The following is a 20,237-nucleotide window of genomic DNA, read 5'->3' on the forward strand; positions in this document are numbered from 1 at the left end:
GGTTTGTTTTTACAAGCGCTAACTGAAACGATTCCTGCTTTTAAACAGGAAATTATCCCTGAATTCAAAGGGATAATCCGTACATTACTAAAGAAATATAAAACTAAAAAATCAATCGGTGTGATTGAAGGCGGTATTGGAAAGTACTGTGCGTCTTCTCACGCTCTGGGACAGTTGGCTAAAGCACTAAAATAAAGAGAGTTTAAGGCTGTTTACTGAGGGAGAAAGGCTCAAAGAGCCCATATCCCTCAGTAAACAGCGAAAAACAATAACAGGAAAAAGTGATTCTAGAGATTTCCTACAACAACTTGACACACACAAAGAAGAGGGCGATTTGATTTTTATAATAGATATCTGTATTATTGTCATGAGTAATAAATTCATTGATATCTAGATAAAATGATCAAAATAGCTAATATAAATATGCATGTAAAATTATGACTAAAGAAATGTAGGTATTTATAAATGAATTCATCTGATAATCAAAATATTCCAGACTTTCAAGGGTCGATGAAAATAAATGAAAAAAATCATCTTGAAATTGGAGGAGTAGACACTGTTTTTTTAGCAGAAAAATACTCAACACCTTTATATGTTTACGATATTGATTTGATTAAATCTCGCTTATCTGAGTTTAAAAAAGCTTTTTCCATATATAAAAAACCGACTCAGGTTGCTTATGCTAGTAAAGCTTTTTCGTCTCTAGCATTATATCAGATTCTCGTAAAAGAAGGAGTCTCGCTAGATGTAGTTTCAGGAGGAGAATTGCATTTGGCAATCAAAGCTGGTTTTCCAGCTGAAAAAATCCATTTTCATGGCAATAACAAGTCTCACCAAGAACTAGTAGAAGCATTAAATTATAATATTGGCTGTATAGTTGTTGACAATTTTACTGAATTAGATATGATCAACCAATTAACAAGCTTACATCAGAAAAATATTAATATATTAATTAGAATTACCCCAGGCATTGAAGCTCATACACATGAGTACATTACTACAGGTCAAGAAGATTCTAAATTTGGATTTGATCTTACTTCTGGACAAGCAGAAAAAGCTGTAAAATTAGCTCTAGAATGTTCATACATCAATGTAATTGGACTTCATGCCCATATAGGTTCTCAGATATTTGAGACTGATGGATATCAAGCTGTAATAGAAAGATTAATGAAACACGCTAAACAATGGAATAAAGAAACTGGTTTTGATTTAAAAGTTTTAAATGTTGGTGGTGGTTTTGGTATAAGATATACTAAAGAAGATGAGCCTCTGGCCATTAAAGATTATGTATCTAGCATTGTTAAAAGTGTTGAAAAATATGCAATAGAATTAGAGATTGAATTACCTGAAATATGGGTTGAGCCGGGGCGAAGTATCGTTGGAGAAGCCGGTACAACCATTTATACTATTGGAACAGAAAAAAATATACCTGGAGTCAGACGGTATGTTTCAATAGATGGAGGTATGGCTGATAATATTAGACCGGCACTTTATGGAGCTAAATATACTGGTATTTTAGCTAACAAAGTGTATGCTCAGTATGATACAACCGTTTCTATAGCAGGAAAAGCATGTGAAAGTGGAGACATGCTGATTTGGGACTTGTCTTTACCAGAAGTCGAGCAAGGAGATTATCTTGCAGTATTGAGTACTGGAGCGTATGGATATTCTATGGCGAGCAATTATAATAGATTGCCCCGTCCGGCTGTTGTCTTCGTTGAAAATAGACAAGATTTTTTAGCGATTAAAAGAGAATCGTATGACGACTTTATGAGGTTAGAAAATCCTATCGCTGATTCAATTTGAGTTAAAATATGGAGGGAAATGGATGCTTGTAGAATACAAAGCTGACTATCAGAAAATTACAATGGGTCTATTATCTTATGTACCAGATTTGAAAGAAACAAATCGATTAATGAAAGAATTGACTTGGTATGCCCAAGAAGACAATCGCCAGTTGTTTTTGTGGAAAAGCCAAGAAACTAACGATTTCGTTGGAGTTCTGGGAATTGAAATTGAAGAAGAGTTTATTTTAGTTAGACATATCTCAATAAATCCATCATTTAGAGAAGAAGGCCTTGCTCATCGTCTTTTAGACGCCTTAGCAGCTAAGTATGCTCCTAAACAATTAGTTGGAACAATAGAAACTGGTCCCTTAATTGCTAAGTGGCATACTGAAAGTTGATAGAAAGATTAGATTATACGAGGTAAATACTATGACAGAGCATTGGAAAGTGAACTTAGAAATTTTTGAAGGACCGTTAGATCTTCTACTTCATTTGATCAACAAATATGAGATCGATATTTATGATATTCCTATAGCAAAAATCACAACTCAATATATGGAGTATCTTCATGCAATGCAAATCTTACAGCTTGATGTCGCTGGAGATTATTTAGTAATGGCTGCAACCTTGATGTCTATTAAAAGCCAGATGCTAGTTCCTAGAAATGATGCTTGGAACGAAGAAGAGTTCATTGTAGAGGAAGAGGATCCCAGAGAAGAATTAATGGAGATGTTGCTAGAGTATCGGAAATTTAAAAATGCTGCGACTAAACTGGAATATAAACAATCTGAAAGAGCAGATTTTTTTACAAAAGAGCCTACGGATGTTACTGAATATCAGGAAAACATTCCTTTAAAAAAAGGAGACGTTGATTTAATAGACTTGATAGAGGCATTTCAGGCATTGATTAGAAGAAATGAATTGAAAGAACCAGAAGAAACTACAATAGAAACAGAAGAAATATCGGTTACAGATAAAATGAAATGGATAGAATTTAAAATTAAGGATAGTCCAAGCTCGTCCATTACGTTTCGTCATCTTTTTGAATGTTATTCGAGTAAAGAAGTTGTAGTAACATTTTTAGCGTTATTAGAATTGATTAAAGAAAATAAAGTTGATTTCAAACAAGATAAAACATTCTCAGATATTAAATTGGCTTTTTTAAATAATGATTTTTAAGGTAAAAGGCGGGGTTGAATGAACGAATTAGCTATATATGAGTCATTATTATTTGTTGCAGGTGATGATGGTTTGTCTCTGAAAGAAATGGCTAAATTGACTAATGCTACGACTGATCATGTACTAGTTTCGCTTGATAAATTATTGAATGAGTATAATAGTAGAAATTCTAGTGCACTTACGATTATTGAAACTGCAAATAAATATAAATTAGTAACCAAAGAAATGTATTCAACCATCGTCAGTGGATATGCTCAGTCACCTTTAATGCAAAAGTTAAGTAAGGCTTTATTAGAAACACTGGCAATTATTGCATATAAGCAACCTGTAACTAGGATGGAAATAGAAGAAATAAGGGGTGTGCAATTAGCAACTGCTTTGCAAAAATTAAAGTTAAGAGATCTTATTAAAGAAGTTGGACGCTTAGAAGCCCCTGGAAGACCAGTTTTATACGGTACAACGGATTATTTTTTAGATTATTTTGGATTAAATGGACTATCAGAGTTACCAGAACTTTCAATAGAGGACGAAGTTGAGGAAACCTCCCTTTTTTTTGAAAATTTCCAACAAACATTAGATTAAAAAATAATAAATTTCAAAAGCATTAATGATAAAATGATACATAAAATAGATTAAAGGAGGGGTCAGATGGAACGATTACAAAAAGTCATGGCTCATGCAGGAATTGCTTCAAGAAGAAAATCAGAAAGTATGATAGAAGCAGGTCGCGTGAAAGTCAATGGAGATGTGATTACTGAATTAGGGTTTCAGGTTAAAAGATCCGATACGATAGAAGTCGATAGTGTACCTATACAAAAAGAAAAGTTGGTTTACTTTTTGTTGAATAAGCCAAGAGGAGTTGTTTCCACAGCAAGTGATCCAAAAAATAGAGAAACAGTAGTCGACTTGTTACATGAAGTAGAAGAAAGAATCTATCCAGTAGGTAGGTTAGACTATGATACTACAGGTGTTTTGCTTTTAACAAATGATGGTGAGCTTGCCAATAAACTTATGCACCCTAAGTACGCAGTAGAAAAAACATATTTAGCTAAAGTTAAAGGTCGAGTTACAAGAGAAGATATAAGACAACTTGAAAAAGGAGTAGTCTTTGATAAAGTTAAATCTGCTCCAGCAAAAGCAAGAATTACTAATTATGATCGCAAGAAAGATTACTCAACAGTAGAACTGACTATTCATGAAGGTAAGAATCATCAAGTGAAAAAAATGATGAAAGCTATTAATCATCCCATTGAAAAATTGACAAGAACTCAATATGGATTTCTGTCAGTCGAAGGTATGCAGTCTGGTGTCTGGAGAGAACTTAAACAATTTGAAATTAATAAACTACAACAATTAGTAGAAGATGAATAGAATCATCCCCTAGTATATTGAAGGCATTAAATTTGTTGAATTGAATTAGTGGCACAATCTTTTCATCTTAGTTATAATTGATGTTAAGTACCAGCAGAGAATAAAAATATCTATAACTTGAATTCACTTAATAGTATCACGTTCTAAGGAGTGTCGAATCGTGACGGATGAAATAATGCAGGAAAATGTAGAGCAACCAAAAAAGCTATTAGTAGTAGATGATGAAAATCGAATACGAAGATTGCTTAAAATGTATCTTGAAAAAGCACATTATGAAATTGACGAAGCTGAGAACGGTAAAAAAGCTTTGAAATTAGCGTTAGAAAATGATTATGATTTAATTCTTCTAGATCTTATGATGCCTGAAATGGATGGAATAGAAGTAGCAGAAGAATTGCGTAAAGAAAAAGAAACACCTATTATGATGTTAACTGCTAAGGGTGAAGAATTAAATCGGATACAAGGTTTTGAAGTAGGAGCCGATGATTATATTGTCAAACCGTTCAGTCCTCGTGAGATTGTTTTAAGAGTGTCTGCAATTTTAAAAAGAAGCCAGACTAGCGGAGGTAATTCGGGTAAAGCTGCCAGTGTATCTGATACGCTTACCCTGCCTCATTTAGAGATCGATAATGACTCTAGAAGAGTTACAGCTGACGGTAAAACAGTTAATTTAACGCCAAAAGAATACGACTTACTTCACTATTTGATGTCTTCTCCTGACCAAATTTTTGGTAGAGAACAGTTGCTTAGAGAAGTATGGAAGTATGAGTTCTTTGGGGACTTACGTACGGTAGATACGCATGTAAAAAGACTACGAGAGAAGTTGAAAAAAGAATCTAAAACGGCAGCAAAAATGATAGAGACTGTATGGGGGCTTGGCTATAAATTGAATTCTTACCCTCATGAAGAAGAGGAGTAGGTCTAGAGTATGAAGCTAAATATCGTTGCGATTAGAATTTGGCTGACTACTTCTGGACTGATTCTTTTATCCCTAGTTGCCACGTCTCTGTTCTATAACCATTTTTATTCAGAACAAATCAAAGAAAACTATCTAAATGATTATGAATCATTTATTCTTAACGTTGGAGAATTATCAGAAAGTGATCCCACATTTATTTTCAATTACCTGAAGGAAGCAAACGTAATTCATTCAAAAATTAATTTTGCACTTCGCACCGAAGATCAGTATCTGGATGATCAAGGTGAGTGGGATTTACAGTTTTCTGAGAATGTTTATCAGAAAATCTTGGATAACCCCGATCTCAGAGCAGATCTGCAAGCGAGTGAAGAAATTCATATTAGATCAGACCTGGCTCCTGATTATGAAAGTAAAACTCCCTATATTTTTCATATTGATCATATTAATTATAGTGGAGAGAACTATGCGGTATATGCTTATGTAGACCTATCTTTTATTTCAAGAATAGAAAGAATGGTTTCCATCGCAATAGTTGTACTTATATTGTTTAATATTTTTTTAAGTTATATTTATTATTTATATCTTCGTCGAAATGTCTCAGAACCTATTAATGCAATGACCAATATTGCTTTCGATTATGCACGAGATGATTTTAGTCATCAGTTACCAGTATCTGGTCGTGATGATTTATCTGAACTTGCAATGGCGATGAATAAAATGGGACATTCGTTAGAAACGAATCGAACGGTAGTGAGACAAGAAAAGGAATTGCTGTCGCATATTATGACGAGTATAGACACAGGCATTCTCTATTATGACTCTGATCAGACATTGATTTTGTCAAATCCCGCTGGTGATTTATTTTTAACACAGTATCAAGTAGAAAGAGGGAATTTTTCTACAAAAGAGAATTATGTGGATATTGAAAACAGTTTAAAAGAAGCTGTTGATACTAAGAAATATTCTCAATTTCATATTGAGATGGTTGAATTCTATTATGAGGTAACCATTATGCCATTAATTGAAGAGGATACACTTGATATTCGAGGCATATTAGTCTCTACGAAAGATTTGACCCATGAACATAGATTAGACAAGATGAGAGTTGATTTCATTAGTAATATATCTCATGAATTGCGTACACCACTTGTTATGGTTCAAGGATATAGTGAAGCCATCATAGATGATATTGCAGAAACAATTGATGAGAAAAAAGAAATGGCCCAAATCATCAGTGATGAGGCTCAACGAATGAATAGAATGGTTAATGAAATGCTAGATCTTTCAAGAATGGAAGCTGGATTTATTGAGATTGAAAAAGATCCAATTAATTTAAATCGGTACTTAAATACTTTAAAAGCTCGATTTGGAAAAATGGCTTCAGAAGTAAATGTTAACCTTGAATTAGATCTTCCATATGAAGATATAGTATTTCCAATTGACAAGGATAAAATGGATCAAGTTTTTGTTAATTTAATCAATAATGCCATTAGACATACTGGAATGACTGACAAAGAAACAAAAAAAGTTACTCTTAGACTTTTTGAAGATAATAATTTAGAAGAAATTATTATGCAAGTGAGAGATACTGGTACAGGAATTCCAAAAGAAGATATTCCTTATATTTTCGATCGTTTCTTTAAGGCAGATAAATCTCGCAAAAACTATTCAGATAATATTTCTGGTACTGGAATAGGGCTATCAGTCGTTCAAAGCATCATAGAAGCACATGGAGGACGACTAAGTGTCGAATCTAATTTAGGCAGTGGTTCAACTTTTATAATTCACTTACCAATTGATCAAGAAGAAACCCTTGATTAAATATATTATGCACAGACCTTGACATTTAATAATCGTTTTGTATAATGGTATTGTACTACTTGTATAGTATAAAAAAATATGATTCATCTTCAGGGGCAGGGTGTAAATCCCGACCGGTGGTAAAGTCCACGAGCGAAACTTCGGTTTTGCTGAACTGGTGTAATTCCAGTACCGACAGTATAGTCTGGTATAAAGAAGATGGAGCTTTTTGACTGATTAAACATGTCTATTTAGCTCTGTTCAATTTCCTGAGGTGGAATTGGACAGAGCTTTTGTATTTCTAGAGTACAAAACAAGTACAATTCTATTTCTTGAAAAAGAATGGTAAATAGACAAAGAATCAATAAGTTCATTCCCAGAGTGATGAATCCTTCTAGGAGGATTTTCAATGTCAAGCATCAAAACCCATAAAACGGTAGGAATTGCGATATTAGCATCTTTAGCATGGATTATTTCTATGTTTGCATTTCCTATACTACCTGCATCATCATTTTTGAAAATAGATTTTAGCGATTTACCGATTCTTTTCGGTATGTATGTGTATGGTCCGGTAGGTGGCATCGTTATTGCCTTTATCCGTTCTTTATTGTCTTTTGTTCAAAAAGGTGGAGAAGCAGGACTACCGATTGGAGATACAGCTCAATTCATTGCTTCACTTTCTTTTACACTTCCAATTTATTTGATTATTACTAGATATGGATTGAAATTGAAGAAAAAAGTTGTTGCATCCATACTTGGAACGATTACGTTAACGATAGTGATGTCATTATTGAACTGGGTTTTCTTAGTTCCCGCTTATATGGCTGTAATGGGGTTCGAAGTAGGTCCTTTATCTGACTATTTACTTCTAGCGATCATCCCATTCAATTTAATAAAAGGAACAATAGTTTCTGTAATCTTTTTCGCAGCTTTTCAAAAACTATATCCGTGGTTAACAAAATCTAGAAAGAAATTGTATAAAAATCAATCTAGAACTGCGGTTTTAAATAACGATAAAATTATCTAACTTATAGACTTATTAATGTACAAAAGGATGATCGCTGTGATCATCCTTTTTATATTGAAAAAAAGGTGATTAACCTGTATTCTAGTGGAATGAAAGGAAGTTGTGGATGGTTTCAAATGTTGAATATATCACATATTTTATATTATCTTTATTTAATCGAGATTCTTCTTTGAATTCAGCACAGTTAATTCATATTTTCCATGGTAGAAGAACGCCATCGATGTTATTTAAAGTAGAAAAAGAAAAATTATATTCTGCATTTGGCTTATTTAAAACATTAAAAAAAAGTACACTAGATCAACAGTTAAAAAAACTCGTTGAAATGAAATGGATTGAAAGCAGTGAAAATAAAGGCTATAAATTGTCAAAAAAGGGATCAGAAGTACTTAAAGAGTATTTCCTAAATAGAGATTATCCAGATAAAATTGTTTCATTAGAAAATGCAACGATTCGAAAGTCTTTTTTTTATCAGTTTCAGTTAGTATCTCAAATTTTTTCTGAAGCAACTTATAAGAACAAACAGTATAGTCCCACTATCAAAGATCCTGTTCAACAAGTAGCTGTTAAAGAATGGCTGACTAGTTTAGATAAACCCTTACTTAATTTAGCAAAAGACTGGTCTAGTGAATTAGAGATAATATTAGAAAAGTTGACTGAAGAAGAAGCAATGATGCTTGTTTGGAAACTAACTGGACATGAACTAGTAGGGAATACAAACCGCCAACTTGCAGAAATTCTTTCTTTGGATACGGTTGAGTTATATATTTTACTAGATCAAATTGTGGAACAATTGATTTATTTAATAGACAAATCAGAATGTACACTTTTGAAATCATTTTTACATCAGATTAATGAGAACCACTATTATGGATTGTCAAAAAGTACTTACGTAACAGCAGTTTATATTAAAAATAGAATTAAGTTAGTAGATATTGCGCTTAAGCGAAACTTAAAGTTAAGCACGATTCATGAACATATATTAGAGATTACGTTGGTCAAACAGACTTTTAACATCAAACCATTTATTCCAGATGAAATTTATCAACAACTTCATTATGCCTTTAAAAAAGATCCGTATTTTAATTTTCAAAAAGCAAAGCAAGAAAATAAAAATTTACAATTCTTGTGGTATCGTTTAGTAGAGATCGAGAGGATTAGAAATGAATCTATCAATAATTAAACAAACTTTGGAAGAAAAATTCGGGTTCAAGGCATTTAAACCGGGTCAATTAGAAGCGATAGATGCTGTACTTCATGATTTTGACACGCTAGTTATGCTGCCAACAGGAAGTGGGAAATCTGTATGTTATCAACTACCTGGTTATCTAAAAGAGGGGTTGGTTTTAGTTATCTCTCCTTTACTCTCTTTGATGCAAGACCAAGTTGAAAGGCTTAAAAAAGCTGGTGAACGACAGGTGGCAGCGTTAAATAGTCTATCTTCATACAAAGAAAAGAAAAGAATTTTTAATAATTTAAATAACCTTAAATTTCTTTATGTTTCTCCAGAAATGATTCAGTATGATTTTATAATTAATAAATTAGTAGAGGTTCCGTTAGCTCTTTTGGTAGTAGATGAAGCACACTGTATATCTCAGTGGGGAATGGACTTTCGACCAGATTATTTAAAAATAGGTGAAGTTAAAGAAAAATTGAATAACCCTGTAACAATCGCTTTGACTGCTACTGCAACTAATAGAGTAAGAGAGGAAATCAAAAATTCTTTGAAAATGGATGCAGAGCATACAAAAGAAGTAATCTATTCTGTCAATAGAGATGCTATAAAGCTAAAAGTAGAAATATGTGAAGGTAATAAAAAAGAAAAATTAAAAGAATATGTAAAAAAATTACAAAAACCTGGTATTATTTATTTTTCCAGTAAAAAAATGGCAGATGAATATGCTCAAGAGTTAAGAAGTGAACTTGGACTACTAGTAGAAAGTTATCATTCAGATATTTTAACAGACGATAAAATTAAAATACAACAGCAATTTATTGAGAATTCAATACAGATTGTTTGTGCTACCAGTGCATTTGGAATGGGGATTGATAAATCAGATATCCGATTTGTTATTCATTATCATGTACCTTCAAATCCAGAAATGTACCTTCAGGAAATTGGTAGGTGTAGTAGAGATGGCAAAGACGGTATAGCAATTTTACTTTTTGAATACGGAGATCAATATATTCAAAAAAGACTACAAGAAGATGCCTTACCAGATAAGACATTACTTAGTTATGTATATAAAAATAGTCATAATTTAAAATTTAACCAAGAAGATCCAAAAGTACAAATTGCTCAATACTATCAAACATCTAAAGTTCCACTTAATGTTGCGAGTAGGCAAATAGAAATTAGAGAAAATTTAAAAAGTGATCAGTTAGAATTTATGATACAGTATATTTGGCATAAAGGTTGTAAAAGATCTTTTATACTAGGGTATTTCGATGAAATCCTAGATACTACGACATCTAACTGTTGTAGCTCATGTAACTCAAAATTAGAGCAGATTTTTTTTGAAGATGAGAGTATTTCAATAGTAAATAAAAATGTGGACATGAATTGGAGAAATCGGTTAAAAGAATTGTACAAAATTGATGATGAATCTATTAAAAACAGAAAAATATGATACAATAATAATGATATAATTTAAGGAGGAAGTACGATGAGTAAGAAAGATCGCGAGTCAATGGAAGAACTGTGGTCAAAACGTTTCGATGAAGAGGTTGACTATAACGAAGAACAAACCATGTCTCGAAAAGCTAAAAGAGAACGTGAAAAAAGCATCTCTCCCATATTGACTGTAACGGTTATCTTTTTAGTTTTAGTTATCGTTGTAACGTTAGGTACATACGTTTGGTATAGTAATCATGAAGCTAATTATAATGAACCTCAATCAACAACTGTCGCAGAAAAAAATGATAATGCGGATACTAGTGAGGATACAAAAGACGAACCAGAAAAAGACGAACCTAAAGATGAAGAACCAGAAAAAGCTCCAGAAGAGCCTGAAAAAACTCCAGAAGAGCCTGAAAAAACTCCAGAAGAGCCTAAAGTTGAGGAACAACCGGAAAAGAAACAAACAGAAGAGGCTGATCAGTCACCCGAAGCTGCTAGCAGTTCGAATAATGCTAATGAGTCTACAAATACTGAGTCACCTTCAGAAGAAACAAGTCAGCAACCAGAAGCTGCTACTGAGACTTACGTAGTAAAAGCTGGTGACAATATGTACCGTATTGCACTAAATCATGGTATGACAACAGAAGAGTTGATGAAATTAAATGGTTTAAGTGATGAGTCAGTGTATGTAGGACAAAAGTTAAACGTACAATAAGTAATAGATCATGATTAATTTATGAAAGTGTGAAAAAATTGGAAGATAAACAACTCATCATTGCAATAGATGGTCCAGCATCATCTGGAAAAAGTACTGTAGCAAAAAGAATTGCGGATCAATTAAATTTAATTTATGTGGATAGCGGAGCTATGTATCGGACAATTACTTACGTAGCAATTAAGGAACACATTGATCTGACAGACGAGAAAAAAATTGTAAATGCATTGGAAAGAGTTTCAATTGAATTTGAGAGAACTGAAGAAGGACAGTCAGTTTTTTGTAATAATAAAGAAGTGACAGATGATATTAGACAAAATGATGTTACAAATGCTGTATCCATTGTAGCAGCACATCCGTTAGTACGGGAAGTATTAGTAGATCGACAACGGAAAATAGCGATGAAACAAAATGTAATAATGGATGGTCGAGATATCGGTACTGTTGTTCTACCAGACGCCAGCGTGAAAATATTTTTAGTGGCAAGCGTTGATGAAAGAGCTGAGCGAAGATATAAGGAAAACAGGCAAAAAGGAATCAAATCAGATTTAACAAAATTAAAACAAGAAATCAGTGAAAGAGATTATAAAGATTCGACTCGAAAAGTCTCTCCATTAAGAAAAGCTGATGATGCGTTTGAAATAGATACAACAGCCTTATCGATTGATGAAGTGGCGGAACAGATTAAAAAAATTATCTTTGAAAAATATCCGAAACTGCGTAAATAGCTAGCTCAAAATGTTTTAGTGGAAAAATATTCTGATTTTATGTACAATTAGTTGAGTAGAAATATTGGCATTGGGAGGCACATATAAGATGACAGACAAAGAAAATGTGAACGAAGAAGTAGAAAACAAAACAACAGAACAGGAAGCTCAAGAAGTAGCAGAAAACCAAGTAGTGGTTAATACTCCTGCTGACTCAGATCCTGAAGATGTAATGGCTGAAAACGAAAATGCGCAAGTTCAGCCTGCAATAGATTCTGACTCTGATGCGGAATCTATGTCAGACGTATTAAGAGATGTAGTTGATATCGCTCCAGGAGATTTAGTTCAAGGTGAGGTTCTTGTAATCGACAATGACAAACAAGTTATTGTAGGTTTAGGAGGCGGACAAGAAGGTATTATTCCTCCACGTGAATTATCTACTGAACGATTTGATCATCCATCTGAAGTTGTTAAAGTTGGAGACGTTATTGATGTAGTAGTATTACGTGATGTTAAAGATAAAGAACAGGGTAGCTTTGTTCTTTCTAAAAAACGTGTTGATCAAAGAAAAGTTTGGGAAGATTTACAAAAAATATATGATAATGGTGAAACAATTGATGCGCCTGTTACTCGTGTAGTCAAAGGTGGATTAACTGTTGATGCTGGTGTGAGAGGATTCGTTCCTGCTTCTCAAATGGATGTTCAATATATCAGTGACCTTAATCAGTTCGAAGGTAACACTTATACTTTCAAAATACTTGAAATCGATCCAAATGAACGTCAATTGATTCTTTCACGAAAAGTATTACTTGAAGCTGAACAATCAAAAGAACGAGAAGCTGCTCTTGAATCTCTAGAAGTAGGATCTACTGTCAAAGGAACGGTTGTTAGATTAACTAACTTTGGTGCTTTTGTTAATGTAGGTGGTGTTGACGGATTAGTTCATATTTCAGAAATTTCTCATGAGCGTATTGGGCACCCTAAAGATAAACTTTCTACCGGAGACGAAGTAGAAGTTAAAGTATTGAGTGTGGATAAAGAACAAGAACGTATTTCGCTTTCTATCAAAGATAATTTACCTGGACCTTGGGATAATCTTGAAGAAGAAATCCCTGTAGGATCTGTAGTAAAAGGGAAAGTTAAACGCGTTACAGATTTTGGTGCTTTTGTAGAAGTGAAACCTGGAGTTGAAGGGTTAGTACACATCTCTGAAATGGCTCACAAGCATGTAGAAACACCTCATGAAGTTGTTGCCAAAGACGAAGAAATTGATGTAAAAGTCTTAAGTATCAGTCCAGAGGAAGAAAGAATTTCTTTAAGTATTAAAGCATTAGAAGATGCTCCGGAGCCTCAACAAAAGGAATCATCTAAAAAATCTTCACCTAAACCTGATATTAAACAACCTTCACTTAGAGATGAAGATGAAGATAGCTCTTTCACATTAGGAGATCAAATTGGAGATCAATTATCTAGTTTTATGAATAATGATGACGAAGAATAAAGAGATTCTGTCTTGAATAAATTAAAATGAGAGCACCCAAACTTCTAAATGCGGGATTCCGTTTTTGGAAGGTTGGGTGTATGTTTTTGAAAAGCTAGTTTTAAATTTTTGAAAATTTAGAAAGAAGGTGAACGTATATGACTAAACCAGTAGTAGCAATTGTCGGCCGACCTAATGTTGGGAAATCGACTATTTTCAATCGAATTGTTGGAGAAAGAATTTCCATTGTAGAAGACGTTTCAGGAGTAACACGTGATAGAATTTATGCTGAAGCAGAATGGTTAGGAAAAGAATTTTCACTTATCGATACAGGTGGAATAACAATGGAAGATGAACCATTGAATCAGCAAATCAGAAATCAGGCACAAATTGCTATTGATGAAGCAGATGTCATCATTATGCTTACCAGTATCCGCGAAGGAGTTACGGATGCTGATGAAGTGGTAGCCCCTATGCTATATCGTTCTGGTAAGCCTGTAGTGCTTGCTGTTAATAAAGCAGATAATCCAGAATCAAGAGCATATAGCTATGAATTTTATTCACTAGGTTTAGGGGAACCTTATCCGATATCAGGATCCCATGGGTTAGGTTTAGGAGATTTGTTAGATGCAGTAATCGCTAATTTTCCAGCTGATTTAGAAGATGATTATGATGAGGATACAATTCGATTTAGTGTGATTGGTAGACCAAATGTTGGAAAATCTAGTATTGTAAATGCTATCGTTGGTGAAGATCGTGTAATTGTTTCAGATATTGAAGGAACAACACGTGAAGCTGTAGATACTCGCTTTGTTACTGATGATGGACGGGAGTTTGCAATTATAGATACAGCTGGGATCAGAAAAAAAGGTAAAGTGTATGAGAATACTGAAAAATACAGTGTTTTAAGAGCTTTAAGAGCAATTGAAAGATCAAACGTTGTATTATGTGTTATCAATGCTGAAGAAGGTATCCGAGAACAAGATAAGAAAGTATTTGGATATGCTCATGAAGCAGGCAAAGGCATTATCATTGTTGTCAACAAATGGGATACTGTTGAAAAAGAAACAAATACTTTGAGAGATTTTGAGCTCGAAGTAAGAGAAGAATTTAGGTACCTAAGTTATGCTCCAATTATATTTGTATCTGCTACGACCAAAAAAAGGTTAGATAAATTACCAGACATTATTGAACAAGTGCATAATAATCAAAATATTCGTATTCAATCTTCAATTTTAAACGACGTAGTAATGGATGCAGTAGCAACAAATCCTACACCTACAGATAAGGGAAAAAGACTTAAAATATTCTATACGACTCAAGTAAGTGTAAGCCCTCCTACATTTATCATTTTCGTAAATGACCCAGAATTGTTACACTTTTCTTATAAGAGATTTTTAGAAAATAGATTTAGAGCTACTTTTAATTTTGAAGGTACACCTATTCATATTATTGCAAGAAGACGCACGTAAGACTCTATAGGAGCGTTTTGAAGGGTTTTTAACTATTATGTTAAATTGTAGAAAAATTAACAAAGAATCGCTAAAAAAGCAAATAAGATATTTCTTTATAAGTCAAGTCTAAAACGCTATTTTTTAAAAATAAAAATAAACATTCTTTTCAACAAAATCATTGCAGTATCAACGTTTCTATGGTATCTTTTTAATTGAAATGTCGTAAGAAGACTATTTCACCCAACGCATTCATTTAATGAAAAAGGGATGTTTTGAAAGATCGTAAGTTATTCAAAAATGACTTGCATGGATCTTCTTATGAGGAGGTGAAAATGTACGATGGCTAATAAAGCAGAATTAATCGAAAAAGTATCAACAGCAACTGACCTTTCTAAAAAGGACGCAACTGCTGCAGTTGAAGCAGTTTTCGAAACAATTAAAGATTCACTAGCTAACGGAGAAAAAGTTCAAGTAATTGGCTTTGGTAACTTTGAAGTTCGTGATCGCGCTGCACGTAAAGGACGCAATCCTCAAACTGGGGAAGAAATCCAAATTCCTGCAAGCAAAGTACCTGCATTCAAAGCGGGTAAAGCACTTAAAGATGCAGTGAAATAGTACGTCGAAAAGTATATACTTTTTAGAGTCGCTGTTCCGTAAATGGGACAGGGCTCTTTTATTTTTTATACTTCATTTAATTCAACTCTCTATTGTCGTATACTGAGAATACGAGATTTATTTTATTTATAAGATGGGAGAAAATAAAAATGGATATTAAAAAAAGGGCACTTGCAATGAGTAAAAAATTAGGTGGCAAGATAGAAATCAGCTCTAAGATCAAAATAGATTCTATGGAAGATCTGGCTATAGCTTACACTCCAGGAGTAGCGGCAGTCAGTTCAGCTATTGCTGACAATAAAGATGACGTTTATACATATACATCTAAAAGAAACATGGTGGCAGTAATTACTGATGGCTCAGCTGTCCTTGGGTTGGGGAATATTGGTCCTGAAGCAGCGATACCAGTTATGGAAGGAAAAGCAGCCTTATTTAAAAGATTTGCAGATGTTGATGCTGTACCGATTTCTCTGGATACACAAGATGTAGACGAGTTTATCTCTCATGTTAAAGCAATCTCTCCATCATTTGGAGGAATAAATCTTGAGGACATTAGTGCTCCAAGGTGCTTTGAAATCGAAAGTAGATTAAAAGAGATTCTAGATATTCCTGTGTTTCATGATGATCAACATGGAACAGCCATAGTTGTTCTTGCAGCTATATATAATGCTTTGGAGTTGACCGAGAAAAAGATAAATGAAGTGAAAATTGTTGTAAATGGAGCAGGAGCGGCTGGAATAGCCATCACTAAAAAATTAATACTAGCTGGTGCAGAAAATCTTGTATTAGTTGATCAAGCTGGAATCATTTCTAAAGATGACGAGAATTTAGCTGAACGACACAAAGAAATAGCTGAACAGACAAATCAGAAGTTAGTAAAAGGCAATTTAGAAAAAGCTGTAGAATCTGCAGATATCTTTATAGGAGTTTCAGCACCAAATGTTTTGAAAAAAGAATGGATTAATACGATGAATGAACGTCCAATTATTTTTGCTATGGCTAATCCTGAACCTGAAATTGATCCTAAAGAAGCTAAAAAAGGTGGGGCATTCATAGTCGGAACCGGAAGAAGTGACTTTCCAAATCAGATCAATAACGTACTTGCTTTTCCTGGAATATTTAGAGGTACTTTGGATGTACGAGCTAAAAATATTACAGATGATATGCAGATCGCTGCAGCTAAAGGAATTGCTAGCGTCATACCGAGAGAAGAACTAACAACAGAAAATATTATTCCGGATGTATTTCATCCTTCCATTGCAAAAATTGTTGCTAGAAGCGTTGCTGAAGCAGCAGAATAGATAAATCTTTTAATTAGATTAGAGAATAAGCGTATTTGTTGACACTTCTCTATATGACCTTTATTCTAATAGATGGTAAAAATATAGAAACCGAAAGGGAAGTGTGTTGAACAATGTCCTCCTTAAAGAAAGAGGAAATATTAAATCAAGCTAAAGCAAAAGAGGTTCGCTTTCTTCGTCTGATGTTTACAGATATTGATGGAATCATCAAAAATGTGGAAGTGCCGGTAAGTCAATTAGAAAAAGTGATGGAGAATGAAATTGCCTTTGATGGATCTTCAATAGATGGATTTGTAGATATCGATCAAAGTGATATGAAACTGCATCCTGATTTAGATACATGGCTTATTTTTCCATGGGAATTAGATAGTGTAGATGGACGTATTGCTCGCTTTATCTGTGATGTTTATAATCCTGATGGTTCCCCATTTGCCGGTGATCCAAGAAGTAACTTAAGACGTGTACTGGAAGAAATGAGAACAGCTGGATTTACAGAGTTCAACTTAGGTCCTGAACCAGAATTCTTTTTATTCAAGTTAGATGAAAATGGGAAACCAAGTAAAACATTAAATGATAATGGTGGGTATTTTGATTTAGCACCTACAGACCTTGCGGAAAATTGCCGTAGGGATATCGTTTTAGAGTTAGAAGCATTAGGTTTTGAGATTGAAGCAAGTCATCATGAAGTAGCCCCAGGACAACATGAGATTGATTGGAAATATGCCGATGCTATAGAAGCTTGTGATAATATCCAGACATTTAAACTGATTGTTAAAACTGTTGCCCGTAAGCACGGGTTACATGCAACTTTTATGCCTAAGCCGGCTGCTGATATTAACGGTTCTGGAATGCATTTCAATATGTCTCTTTTTACTGAAGAAGGAAATGCTTTTTATGATGCAAACGATGAGCAGCAATTGAGCCGTTCAGCCTATCAGTTTATTGCGGGAATATTGGATCATGCCCAAGCCTATACGGCTATCTGTAACCCGACCATAAACTCATACAAACGATTGACTCCTGGATTTGAAGCTCCAGTATATGTAGCCTGGTCTGGAACAAACCGTACACCACTAGTTCGTGTACCAGCTTCTAGAGGGATGTCTACAAGGGTAGAACTACGAAGTGTCGATCCCAGTGCAAATCCCTATTTAGCTCTTTCTGTATTACTTAAAGCAGGAATGAAAGGGATTAGTGAAGCGAAGACTGCTCCAAATCCTGTAAATCAGAATATTTATAATATGGATCAAATTGAACGTTCAGCCAATAATATTGAATCACTCCCAAGAAGTCTTTATGAAGCTGTCCAATATTTAAAACAAGATGAAACGATCAAAGATGCATTAGGGAATCATATTTATGAAAGATTTGTCTCAGCCAAAGAACAAGACTGGTTTGATTATTCTCTTTCCGTTTCAGAATGGGAAAAAAATAGATACTTTGAAACATACTAATAAAAAATAAATTACTAACAAATCAAAGAGCTGTTTAGAGAAATAGAAAAATTGGTTACTTTTGAATAACCCTTTCTATTTCTATATAATAGCTCTTTTTTTATATAAAAACATAATTGGTATAGCTCATTTCGGGTTAATATATATAACCAAAATAGAAATTACGCCTAACTAAAAAAGGTAAATAAGCCAAACACCTTTAGATATTCAGTAACTGTTGATTCAAAAAATCATCAGTGCTATTCTTCATAAGTATTAACGGAGAAACATTCATTGAAAATACTAGGAGGAAATTAAATTGACAACAATCACTAGAGAATACATAAAAGAGCAAGTGAAAGAAAAAAATGTCCGTTTTTTAAGACTGATGTTCACAGATATATTAGGGATCATTAAAAATGTTGAAGTACCTATTACACAATTGGATAAAGTACTAGATGGAGAAATGATGTTTGACGGATCATCTATTGAAGGATTTGTCCGTATTCAAGAATCTGATATGTATCTAAAACCTGATTTCAACACTTGGTTAGTTTTCTCATGGGAAACAGATTCTTCTAAAAAGGGAAAAGTGGCTCGCTTGATTTGTGATATCGTGAATCCTGATGGAACGCCATTTACTGGAGATCCTCGTACAAATCTTAAACGTGTTTTAAAAGAAGCAGAAGAATTAGGATTTACTGATTTCAACCTAGGACCTGAACCAGAATTCTTCTTATTCAAATTGAATGAAAATGACGAAATAACTGAAAACTTAAATGATAATGGTGGATACTTTGACCTTGCACCTAACGACTTAGCAGAAAATTGCCGTCGCGATATTGTTCTTGAGCTAGAAGACTTAGGATTTGAAATCGAAGCAAGTCATCACGAAGTAGCACCTGGACAACATGAAATTGACTGGAAATACGCCAATGCTGTAGAAGCTTGTGATAACATTCAAACGTTCAAACTAATTGTTAAAACAGTAGCTAGAAAATATGGGTTGCACGCTACATTCATGGCTAAACCGATCTTTGGTATCAATGGATCAGGCATGCACTGTAATATGTCTTTATTCAACGAAAACGGCAATGCTTTCTTTGACGAAAATGGGCCATTACAATTAAGTGAAACAGCTTATAAATTCTTAGCTGGTCTTATGGATCACGCTCCAGCGTTTACAGCAATTACAAACCCAACGGTTAACTCATATAAGCGTCTAGTACCTGGATATGAAGCACCTGTTTATATTGCATGGTCAGGAAGAAACAGAACACCAATGATCCGTGTGCCAGAATCAAGAGGGATGTCAACACGTCTAGAGGTACGCTCAGTTGATCCTATGACAAATCCTTACTTGGCATTAGCAGTTATGCTAAAAGCTGGATTAGATGGTATTAAACGCGATTTAAAAGCAACTGAACCGACAACTGATAATATTTACGAAATGGATGCTGCTGAACTAGAATCGTTAGGTATTAAATCATTACCTGGAAACTTGTTAGAAGCAGTAGAGAGCTTGAAAAAAGATGATACAATCATCGAAGCGCTTGGCGAACATATCTTCAAGAATTTTGTAGCAACAAAAACACTGGAATGGGATCAATATAAAGCGACTGTAAGCCAATGGGAAAAAGAACAATATCTACACTTATATTAATCTAGACTAATACTCTGATGGGAGAAAGGATGCTGAATAGCATCCTTTTTCGGTAGGTTCTATAATTAATAGGACGCAAAAAAACACTCAATCATTTTACAGATTGAGTGTTTTTAAAATTATTAGGCACTAATTAGGCAGTGACTAAAGTTAAACACCGTTAGATCAA

General features: G+C 33.9%; 19 protein-coding genes and 1 riboswitch. All 19 genes read left to right on the plus strand.

What is annotated here, in order from left to right:
- On the plus strand, positions 1 to 195 hold a 195-nt coding region (locus BLT22_RS12320; RefSeq protein ID WP_218127240.1), incomplete at its 5' end, for a hypothetical protein.
- 270 nt (positions 196 to 465) lie between these two features.
- Positions 466 to 1,806 (plus strand): diaminopimelate decarboxylase, encoded by a 1,341-nt coding sequence (lysA, locus tag BLT22_RS04920; RefSeq protein WP_091761266.1) that lies wholly within the window; start codon positions 466 to 468, stop codon positions 1,804 to 1,806.
- A 22-nt stretch (positions 1,807 to 1,828) separates the two neighbouring features.
- Positions 1,829 to 2,185: a GNAT family N-acetyltransferase gene (locus BLT22_RS04925; RefSeq protein WP_087058507.1), complete on the plus strand. Its 357-nt coding sequence runs from the start codon at positions 1,829 to 1,831 to the stop codon at positions 2,183 to 2,185.
- A gap of 31 nt (positions 2,186 to 2,216) precedes the next feature.
- Positions 2,217 to 2,966, plus strand: a complete 750-nt coding sequence (locus tag BLT22_RS04930; protein WP_091761268.1) for a segregation and condensation protein A — start codon at positions 2,217 to 2,219, stop codon at positions 2,964 to 2,966.
- 18 nt (positions 2,967 to 2,984) lie between these two features.
- The gene (scpB, locus tag BLT22_RS04935) at positions 2,985 to 3,548 is read left to right on the plus strand and encodes an SMC-Scp complex subunit ScpB (protein ID WP_091761270.1); all 564 of its coding nucleotides are present in this window, start codon (positions 2,985 to 2,987) and stop codon (positions 3,546 to 3,548) included.
- A gap of 66 nt (positions 3,549 to 3,614) precedes the next feature.
- Positions 3,615 to 4,337, plus strand: a complete 723-nt coding sequence (locus tag BLT22_RS04940) for a pseudouridine synthase (RefSeq protein WP_087058501.1) — start codon at positions 3,615 to 3,617, stop codon at positions 4,335 to 4,337.
- A 160-nt stretch (positions 4,338 to 4,497) separates the two neighbouring features.
- Entirely contained in the window at positions 4,498 to 5,256 is a 759-nt protein-coding gene (locus BLT22_RS04945) for a response regulator transcription factor (protein WP_283957928.1), read from the plus strand.
- 9 nt (positions 5,257 to 5,265) lie between these two features.
- Complete coding sequence (locus BLT22_RS04950; protein WP_091761272.1) at positions 5,266 to 7,077, plus strand: sensor histidine kinase; 1,812 nt, start codon at positions 5,266 to 5,268, stop codon at positions 7,075 to 7,077.
- Positions 7,078 to 7,158: 81 nt separating this feature from the next.
- Positions 7,159 to 7,281, plus strand: a riboswitch (FMN riboswitch).
- Between the two features lie 184 nt (positions 7,282 to 7,465).
- On the plus strand, positions 7,466 to 8,083 hold the full coding sequence (locus tag BLT22_RS04955) for an ECF transporter S component (protein WP_087058498.1): 618 nt from the start codon (positions 7,466 to 7,468) through the stop codon (positions 8,081 to 8,083).
- Positions 8,084 to 8,189: 106 nt separating this feature from the next.
- Positions 8,190 to 9,263 carry a YpbB family protein gene (locus BLT22_RS04960; RefSeq protein ID WP_091761274.1) on the plus strand — a complete coding sequence of 358 codons (1,074 nt, stop codon included), beginning with the start codon at positions 8,190 to 8,192 and terminating at the stop codon, positions 9,261 to 9,263.
- Positions 9,244 to 10,710, plus strand: coding sequence for a RecQ family ATP-dependent DNA helicase (locus BLT22_RS04965; protein WP_091761276.1), 1,467 nt, complete (start codon positions 9,244 to 9,246; stop codon positions 10,708 to 10,710). Before BLT22_RS04960 ends, BLT22_RS04965 begins: the two co-directional genes overlap by 20 nt.
- Before the next feature lie 36 nt (positions 10,711 to 10,746).
- Entirely contained in the window at positions 10,747 to 11,415 is a 669-nt protein-coding gene (locus tag BLT22_RS04970) for a LysM peptidoglycan-binding domain-containing protein (protein ID WP_091761278.1), read from the plus strand.
- Between the two features lie 38 nt (positions 11,416 to 11,453).
- A complete protein-coding gene (gene cmk / locus BLT22_RS04975) occupies positions 11,454 to 12,143 on the plus strand; it encodes a (d)CMP kinase (RefSeq protein WP_087058490.1) in 690 nt (229 codons plus the stop codon).
- Positions 12,144 to 12,354: 211 nt separating this feature from the next.
- Positions 12,355 to 13,623 (plus strand): 30S ribosomal protein S1, encoded by a 1,269-nt coding sequence (rpsA, locus tag BLT22_RS04980; protein ID WP_091761497.1) that lies wholly within the window; start codon positions 12,355 to 12,357, stop codon positions 13,621 to 13,623.
- A 137-nt stretch (positions 13,624 to 13,760) separates the two neighbouring features.
- A complete protein-coding gene (der, locus tag BLT22_RS04985) occupies positions 13,761 to 15,074 on the plus strand; it encodes a ribosome biogenesis GTPase Der (RefSeq protein ID WP_087058488.1) in 1,314 nt (437 codons plus the stop codon).
- A gap of 321 nt (positions 15,075 to 15,395) precedes the next feature.
- Positions 15,396 to 15,671 (plus strand): non-specific DNA-binding protein Hbs, encoded by a 276-nt coding sequence (hbs, locus tag BLT22_RS04990; RefSeq protein ID WP_072694697.1) that lies wholly within the window; start codon positions 15,396 to 15,398, stop codon positions 15,669 to 15,671.
- Positions 15,672 to 15,820: 149 nt separating this feature from the next.
- A complete protein-coding gene (locus BLT22_RS04995) occupies positions 15,821 to 16,972 on the plus strand; it encodes an NAD(P)-dependent malic enzyme (RefSeq protein ID WP_091761280.1) in 1,152 nt (383 codons plus the stop codon).
- A 113-nt stretch (positions 16,973 to 17,085) separates the two neighbouring features.
- Positions 17,086 to 18,426 (plus strand): type I glutamate--ammonia ligase, encoded by a 1,341-nt coding sequence (gene glnA / locus BLT22_RS05000; protein WP_091761282.1) that lies wholly within the window; start codon positions 17,086 to 17,088, stop codon positions 18,424 to 18,426.
- A gap of 292 nt (positions 18,427 to 18,718) precedes the next feature.
- A complete protein-coding gene (gene glnA, locus BLT22_RS05005) occupies positions 18,719 to 20,068 on the plus strand; it encodes a type I glutamate--ammonia ligase (RefSeq protein ID WP_236048872.1) in 1,350 nt (449 codons plus the stop codon).
- Positions 20,069 to 20,237: the final 169 nt, after the last annotated feature.

The sequence above is a fragment of the Marinilactibacillus psychrotolerans genome (genome assembly GCF_900101525.1).
In the GTDB taxonomy this organism is placed as follows: domain Bacteria; phylum Bacillota; class Bacilli; order Lactobacillales; family Carnobacteriaceae_A; genus Marinilactibacillus; species Marinilactibacillus psychrotolerans.